The sequence below is a fragment of the Actinoplanes sp. NPDC048967 genome (assembly GCF_040649415.1).
Classification (GTDB): domain Bacteria; phylum Actinomycetota; class Actinomycetes; order Mycobacteriales; family Micromonosporaceae; genus Actinoplanes.
This window is the reverse complement of record NZ_JBEZFL010000002.1, coordinates 129,321-136,194: the sequence shown is the minus strand read 5'-3', so window position 1 is coordinate 136,194 and position 6,874 is coordinate 129,321. Positions and strand designations below refer to the sequence as shown.

5 protein-coding genes are annotated in these 6,874 nt (G+C 73.4%); 2 read left to right on the top strand and 3 right to left on the bottom strand.

What is annotated here, in order from left to right:
- Positions 1–448: 448 nt before the first annotated feature.
- Both AB0C12_RS07310 and AB0C12_RS07305 read right to left on the bottom strand, forming a co-directional pair.
- Positions 449–1,828, bottom strand: a complete 1,380-nt coding sequence (locus tag AB0C12_RS07310; protein ID WP_360545181.1) for a metallopeptidase TldD-related protein — start codon at positions 1,826–1,828, stop codon at positions 449–451.
- The gene (locus AB0C12_RS07305) at positions 1,825–3,267 is read right to left on the bottom strand and encodes a TldD/PmbA family protein (RefSeq protein ID WP_360545179.1); all 1,443 of its coding nucleotides are present in this window, start codon (positions 3,265–3,267) and stop codon (positions 1,825–1,827) included. Before AB0C12_RS07305 ends, AB0C12_RS07310 begins: the two co-directional genes overlap by 4 nt.
- Before the next feature lie 110 nt (positions 3,268–3,377).
- Between AB0C12_RS07305 and AB0C12_RS07300 the strand changes: the two genes are divergently transcribed.
- Together AB0C12_RS07300 and AB0C12_RS07295 are read left to right on the top strand one after the other, a co-directional pair.
- Positions 3,378–4,928: a GGDEF domain-containing protein gene (locus AB0C12_RS07300; protein ID WP_360545177.1), complete on the top strand. Its 1,551-nt coding sequence runs from the start codon at positions 3,378–3,380 to the stop codon at positions 4,926–4,928.
- A gap of 39 nt (positions 4,929–4,967) precedes the next feature.
- Positions 4,968–5,930: a YafY family protein gene (locus tag AB0C12_RS07295; protein WP_360545175.1), complete on the top strand. Its 963-nt coding sequence runs from the start codon at positions 4,968–4,970 to the stop codon at positions 5,928–5,930.
- Here the strand turns inward: AB0C12_RS07295 and AB0C12_RS07290 are convergent.
- The gene (locus tag AB0C12_RS07290; protein WP_360545173.1) at positions 5,921–6,838 is read right to left on the bottom strand and encodes an SDR family oxidoreductase; all 918 of its coding nucleotides are present in this window, start codon (positions 6,836–6,838) and stop codon (positions 5,921–5,923) included. The genes AB0C12_RS07295 and AB0C12_RS07290 overlap by 10 nt on opposite strands.
- Positions 6,839–6,874: the final 36 nt, after the last annotated feature.

Sequence of the window (6,874 nt, the reverse complement as noted above, 5' to 3'; positions counted from 1 at the left end):
CAGCCCGGTGGTTCTCTGGCTTTGACCGCTGCGGCGACCGAGGCCGGCCACCCGATGGTTCTCTGGCATTGACCGCTGCGCCCACCGTGGCCGGCCAGCCCGGTGGTCTTCGGCTTTGACCGCCGCGGCGACCGCGCCGGGGCAGCCCGGTGGGTCTCCGGCTTTGACCGCCGCGGCGACCGTGGCCGGGTAGCCGGGCGGGTCTCCGGCTTTGACCGCCGCGGCGACCGCGGCTGGGTAACCCAGCGGGTCTCCGGCCCCGACTGCCGCGGCCGGCCAGCCCGCCGCGGCCGGCCAGCCCGGCGCGGCCGAGCCGATGGAGCTCCCGCCCGCGGGTCCACTCGCGAGCAAGACGGCAGAACCTCGCGGTGTGGCGTCTCGCTGCGGGCGGCGGCGGTCAGGTCAACCCGGCGCCGGGAACAGCGTCACGAACCGCGTCGGCGCCCGGTCAGCCGGAGGCGTTGCCGGTCAGGTTCCAGGACTTCAGGTGCAGGGCCGGTGCCGTGTAACGAACCCCGGACCACCGATCCGGCAGCGACACCCCCTCGGCCCCCACGCCCAGCACCGCTCCCGGCCCCAGAGCCTGCGGATAGGACTGCGTGAACCGCATGTTCCCCACCGCCGCCGTTACCTCGCCGTCCTCCACCAGCCAGACGCCGTTGCGGGTCAGGCCGGTGATGACCAGGCTTTTCTGGTCCAGCACCCGGGTGTACCAGAAGTCGGTGATCAGCAGACCCCGCCGCATGCCGCTGACCAGAGCGCGGGCCGATGCCGCCGTCGGGCCTTCGCCGTTCTCCGGGGACGAGGCGTCACCGCCCGGTCCGGAGGCCAGGCGCAGGTTGGACGCGATCGGGCCCCAGGAGCGGGATGCCGCACTGGCGTGGCCGGTGGAGGTCGAGCCGGCTTCGGTCGCTGAGGTGCGGTCGTGGCTGACCGCCGTGGTGGTGCCCGCGTCGACCAGGATCAGGGTGTCGCGCGGCGTGCCTTCCTGGTCGAACGGCAGGGTCGCGCCCAGCGGCTCGTCGAGGATGGTCACCGCCCGGTCGAACTGCTGGACGCCCAGCTTCGCGAAGGACTGGTGCTGCGCGAACGACTTGCCGTTGAAGCCGAAGGTCGCCAGGTTGTCGAGGATGTCGGCGACCGCGGTCGGCTCCAGGACCACCTCGTAGCGGCCCGGGGGCAGCTCGATCGGGCGGCCACCGGCGCGGGCCTTCGCCGCTGCCCGGGTGCCCAGCGCGGTGCCGTCCAGGTCGGTCAGGCGGCTGCTCGCGCGGCGGGCCACGCCGTCCGCTCCGGCGAGGCGGGCGATGCCGTCCATCGCGGCTTCGGCGGCCCGGCCCTCGACGGCCTGGCCGGCCGTGTTCGCGAAGCCGCCCGAGGAATACGTCGTGCGGCAGAAGCCGGCCGTCTCCAGCCCGTCAGCGGCCCGGACGAAGTCGCGGACGCGGGCGGCGCGCTCGTGCGGGCCCGCGGCGGCGGTGGCCTCGTCGAAGGCGGGTGAATCCCGCAGCGGCGTGGGTGCGGTGAGGCCGGGCCAGGCCTGGTCGGGCGGGGACAGGCGGGAGGCGGCGATCGTGCGTTCGACCAGCGACTGCAGGCCGCCGGCGTCGGTCACCGTCGTGGAGCCGCCGGCCGTGCGGCCGTCGAGGTGCAGCCGCAGGCGCACGGTTGTGGTGGCGTCGGCGACGTTCTGGTGGATCGCCGAGTTCGCGAAGCGGGTCAGGGCCTCGGCGGAGTGAGCCGCGACCACCTCGGCCTCGGCGCCCGGGCCGGCCAGCCGCCGGGTCAGCTCGACGACCCGGGCCGCGAGATCAAGCTCGGCACTCATCCCCGCACCCCCACGCGTACGCCGGTGAAGCGGGCCGGAGCGGCCGGATGGCCGGTGTGCCCGATCTGACCGGGCTGGCCCTTGCCGCAGTTCGGCGTGCCCCAGGCGACCGTCTCGGAGGACAGCATGTCCATCGACTGCCAGAACTTCGGGCCGATCCCCGTGTACGTCGGGTTGCGCAACATCCGCCCGCGCTTGCCGTTCTTCACTTCGTATCCAATTTCGCAGCCGAACTGGAAGTTGAGCCGGCGGTCGTCGATCGACCAGGACCGGTTGATGTCCATCAGCACACCGTCGTCGGTCGCCGCGATGATCTCGTCGAGGGTGTGCGGGCCCGGCTCCAGGCCGACGTTGGTCATCCGCACCATCGGCAGCCGCGCCCAGCCGTCGGAGCGCACGCTGCCGGCGTAGTCCAGCCCGGCCATCGCCGCGGAGTCGCGTCCGGCCAGCACGCCCACCCAGCGGCCGTTGCGGACGGCGTCGCGCTTGACCGCGGGTGAGCCCTCGTCGTCGTAGCCGAAGCTGCCCAGCGCGCCCGGGATCGTCGGGTCGATGGTGATGTTCATCAGGTCGGAGCCGTACCGCAGGGTGCCGAGCTGGTCCAGGTCGAGCCAGGAGGTGCCGGCGAAGGCCGCCTCCCAGCCGAGGATGCGGTCGAGCTCGATGGCGTGGCCCACCGACTCGTGGATCTGCAGGGCGAGCTGCTCACCGCCGAGGATCAGGGTGGTCTCGCCGGACGGGCAGAGCGGGGCGGTCAGCAGTGCCCGCGCCTCGTCGGCCATCCGGGCGGCGTTGTCGGTCAGGGCCAGCTCGTCGACCAGCTCCCAGCCGCGGGTGCCGTACTGCCCACGGTGCGAGGGCCAGGACCGGCGCTGGATCTCGCCGTCGCCGTACGCGCTCGCGGTGATGCCTGCGCCGCACTCGCGGATGTGCTGGTCGATGCGGTGACCGTCGCTGGAGGCGAACCACTTGCGGGTGTCCCAGATCTGGTAGATCCCCTCGGCCAGGTCGGCGCCCGCGTCGCGGGCCGCCGCGGTGGCCGCGACCAGCAGGTCACCCTTGACCGACAGCGGCACCGAGAGCGGGTCGATCTCGCACCGGCTGGCCCAGCTGGCCGTGCCGGCGCCGGTCGGGACCAGGTCGATCGCCGGACCGGGCACCAGGGCACTGGCGGCGGCGATCTCGGCGGCCCGGCGGCCGGCCGCGCGGGCGGCGGCGTCGGACAGGTCGGGTACGGCGTAGAAGCCCCAGCTCGACCCGACCAGCGCGCGCACGCCGATGCCCGCGCTCTCGTCGGAACTGAGGTCCTCGACCTCGCCGTCACGGGCGCTCATGGTCTCGGTGCGCCGCAGCATCACCCGTGCGTCCGCGTATCGGGCCCCGGCGTCGAGAGCGGCCTGGACCGCCGTGCCGGCCTCGTCGAAGTGATCCACGCTCATGCCCGAGACCCTAGGCGAACCCTCCGACATTCTCTGCCCGGTCCGGCGCGGACCCCTCACATCAGGGGCGGATCAGCCGACCATAGGGCCATGGGGAACGGGGAACGACGATGAACCGCCTGCCGGTGCTGGTCTCGCCGTACGGTCCCTTCGCCGGCCTCGCGCTGCACGTGCACGACCTGACCATCCGAGGCCACCACACGGAGACTCTGCTCGCCGCCGACGAGGCGGAAGCGGTCACGCTGCTGCTCGGCGACCGCCGCACCTTCCGGGTCAGCCGGCTGGGCCGGATGTACGCCCTGAGCGCCCTCGGCCGCCTCGACGAGGCCCTGGCCATCGCCGAGGAGCTGGTCAGCGATCCGGCCGAGCTGAGCGGCCCGCGGGCCACCGACGCCAAGATCATGGCCGACACCGCCGAGGTGCTCATCCACCTCGGCCGCATCGACGACGGCCTGCACTACGTCGCCCGGGCCATGGCCGTGCTGGACGTGGTGCCGCGCAAGGGGCTGCGGTACTTCTCGGCCATGTCGTCGCTGGGTGAGGCCGCCCGCAGCGCGGAACTCTTCGAGCTCGCCGACCACGCCATGCGCCTGTGCGTGGAGTCGTTCGAGTCGCCGGACGACCTGTACCGGTCCGCCGCCGAGTTGACCCACGCCGAGACGTGGCTGGAGTGGGCGCTGCGGCTGGAGCAGGTGGGCCGGACCGAGGAGTCGTCCGCGCTGGTCGACAAGAGCGGGGCCGTGCTGCAGTACTGGGTCGACCAGGGCATCGATTCCCCGGTCGGGATGGCGCTGCTCGCGGTCTGCCACGCCAAGAGCGGCCGGGTCGCGCAGGCGTTCGCCCTGGTCGACCAGCTGCTGCTGGAGATGCGGGAGGCCGGTCAGCAGCACGAGGCCCGCCTGCTGCACCTCGCGTACGGGCTGGCCCTGCGGGCCACCGGTCAGTGGCGGGCCGCCCGCCGCGAGTTCCGGGCCGCCCTGGAACTGTCCGTGCTGCGGTCGCAGCGGCTGCTGTTCCAGTACGAGCTGGCCATCACCGCCGTGCAGGAGTTCCCCGGCGACGCGACGCAGGCGGCGCTGGAATCGCTGCGCAGCCACGTCGAGGCGCTGTGGCAGCTGCGGCTGGACCGGCGCACGATGCTGCGGCAGGCGTACCGCCGGGTGGAGCTGGAGGCGGCGCGCACGACCGCCGACCTGGCCGCCACCTCGGACGCGCTGACCGGGCTGGGCAACCGCCGGATGTTCGACCGCCGGATCGACACGGTCGCGGCCGGCGGCTCCCTGCTGCTGATCGACGTGGACCGCTTCAAGGACATCAACGACCGGTTCTCGCACGGCGTCGGCGACCGGGTGCTGGGCGAGATCGCGGCGGTGCTGCGCGCCCACTGCCGCCACGACGAGGTGGCCATCCGCTTCGGCGGGGACGAGTTCGCCATGTTCCTGACCACCGGCGAGGACGAGGCCCGGCAGATCGCCGAACGCATCCGCCGGGTGATCCTGGCCCGGGACTGGAGCACGATCGCGTCCGGCCTGACGGTGACGCTGAGCATGGGCCTGGCCGCCTGCCACAGCGGCGAACGCGGCCGTGACCTCTACGACCGCGCGGACGCCCACCTCTACACAGCCAAGCGGGCCGGCCGGAACCAGCTCGCCGCCGCCTGAGTCACCCCGGCGCCCCGGTGCCGGGTGCAGAATCGGTCCGTGCGTGCTGCCCGGCTGATCAACCTCGTGCTGCTGCTGCAGTCGCGCGGCATGCTGACCGCGGCCGAACTGGCCGCGGAGCTGGAGGTCTCGGAGCGGACCGTGTACCGCGACGTGCTGGCCTTGTCGGCGGCCGGTGTGCCGGTCTACGCCGAGCAGGGCCGCACCGGCGGATACCGCCTGGTCGGCGGCTACCGCACCCGGCTGACCGGGCTGAGTCCGGCCGAGGCCGAGGCTTTGTTCCTGGCCGGGCTCCCCGGTCCGGCGCGGGACATGGGCCTGGCCGAGCCGGTCCGGACGGTACGGCGCAAAGTGCTCGCCGCCCTGCCCCCGGTGCTGCGGGACGCCTCGCGGAGCGCCGGCCAGCGGTTCCACCTGGACGCGCCGGGCTGGTTCGGCGACACCGACCCGCCACCGCTGCTGGCCGATCTGGCCCGGGCGGTCTGGCACGACCAGGTCCTGACGCTGCGGTACCGCAGCCGTGACGAGGTGACCCGCACCGTCGCGCCGTACGGTCTGGTCCTCAAGAACGGCGTCTGGTACCTCGTCGGCCAGGTCGGCGCCGACCTGCGGGTCTACCGCGCGGACCGGGTCGTCGCGGCGGAGCCGGCCGGGGACACCTTCGAGCGGGATCCGGACTTCGACCTGCCGTCGTTCTGGGCGGACCGGGCCGCGGACTTCGTCCGGCAGATGCTGCGCGAGACCATCACGGTCCGGCTCAGTCCGGACGGCCGGCGGCTGCTGCGGCACGTGGTCGAGCCCATCGCCCGCCAGGAGGCCGAGCAGGCAGCCGGCGAGCCGGACCCGGACGGCTGGATCCGGACCCGGCTGCCGGTCGAGTCGCCGGACGTGGCGTACACGTACGTGCTGAGCCTCGGCCCGGAGGTGGAAGTGATCGACCCGCCGGAGCTGCGGTCCCGGGTCGCCGCGGCCGCGGAGCGGACGCGCTCGCTCTACCGGTAGCCGGTCACGTCGGCGGGCTTGCCGGGATCCTGCACCTCGACCAGGTAACGCCACGCGTCCGGCCGGCTGCCGTCGAGATCGGTGAAGCCGTACACCTGGGCCAGCTCACCGCTGGACACGGAACGGCCGTTCCACCGGGCCCGGTCCTCGTCGGCGGCCAGCGCGACAACCGCGCGCCCGACGAAGGCCGGGGTCTCCGAGATGGCGAAGTGCGGCTCCCGCTCGGTGGCCTCGCGCCAGTTCTCCTCGGTGACGCCGTAGTTGTCGAGCATCATCTCCGACCGCAGCCAGCCCGGGGTCAGCGCCACCGCGGTCGCGCCGTGCTCCGCCAGCTCCTGCGACCAGGCGAAGGCGAGCCGGTTCACCGACCACTTGGCCAGGTCGTAGAAGACCGACAGCCGGTAGTTGACCGTGTTGTAGGCGGTGGTGCCGTCACCCATCTCCACGACCAGGCCGCCCGGCGTACGGATGAGCAGCGGCAGCGCGAAGTGGCTGGTGATGATGTGCGTGTCGACCGCCAGCCGGAGCAGCCGCAGCCCCGGGTCCAGCTGCTGCTCCCAGACCGGCTTGTGCCAGGTGGCCAGCGGATCGCCGCCCCACACGTCGTTGACCAGCACATCCAGTCGGCCCTGCTCGGTGTCGATACGTTGCACGAGGGCCTCGACCTGCTCCGGGACCAGATGGTCGACGGGCACCGCGATGCCGGTGCCACCGGCGGCCGTGACCAGCTCGGCGGTCTCCTCGATGGTCTCGGGGCGGTTCATCTCGGACCGCTGGGAGCGGGTGCTGCGCCCGGTGGCGTAGACGGTGGCGCCGGCGGCGCCGAGCTGCACCGCGATCTGCCGTCCGGCGCCGCGTGTCGCCCCGGCCACGAGGGCGACCTTTCCGGTCAGTGGTTGCTTCGTCATGCCACCGAGCCTGACCGCAAAACCTGACAGCGGGCG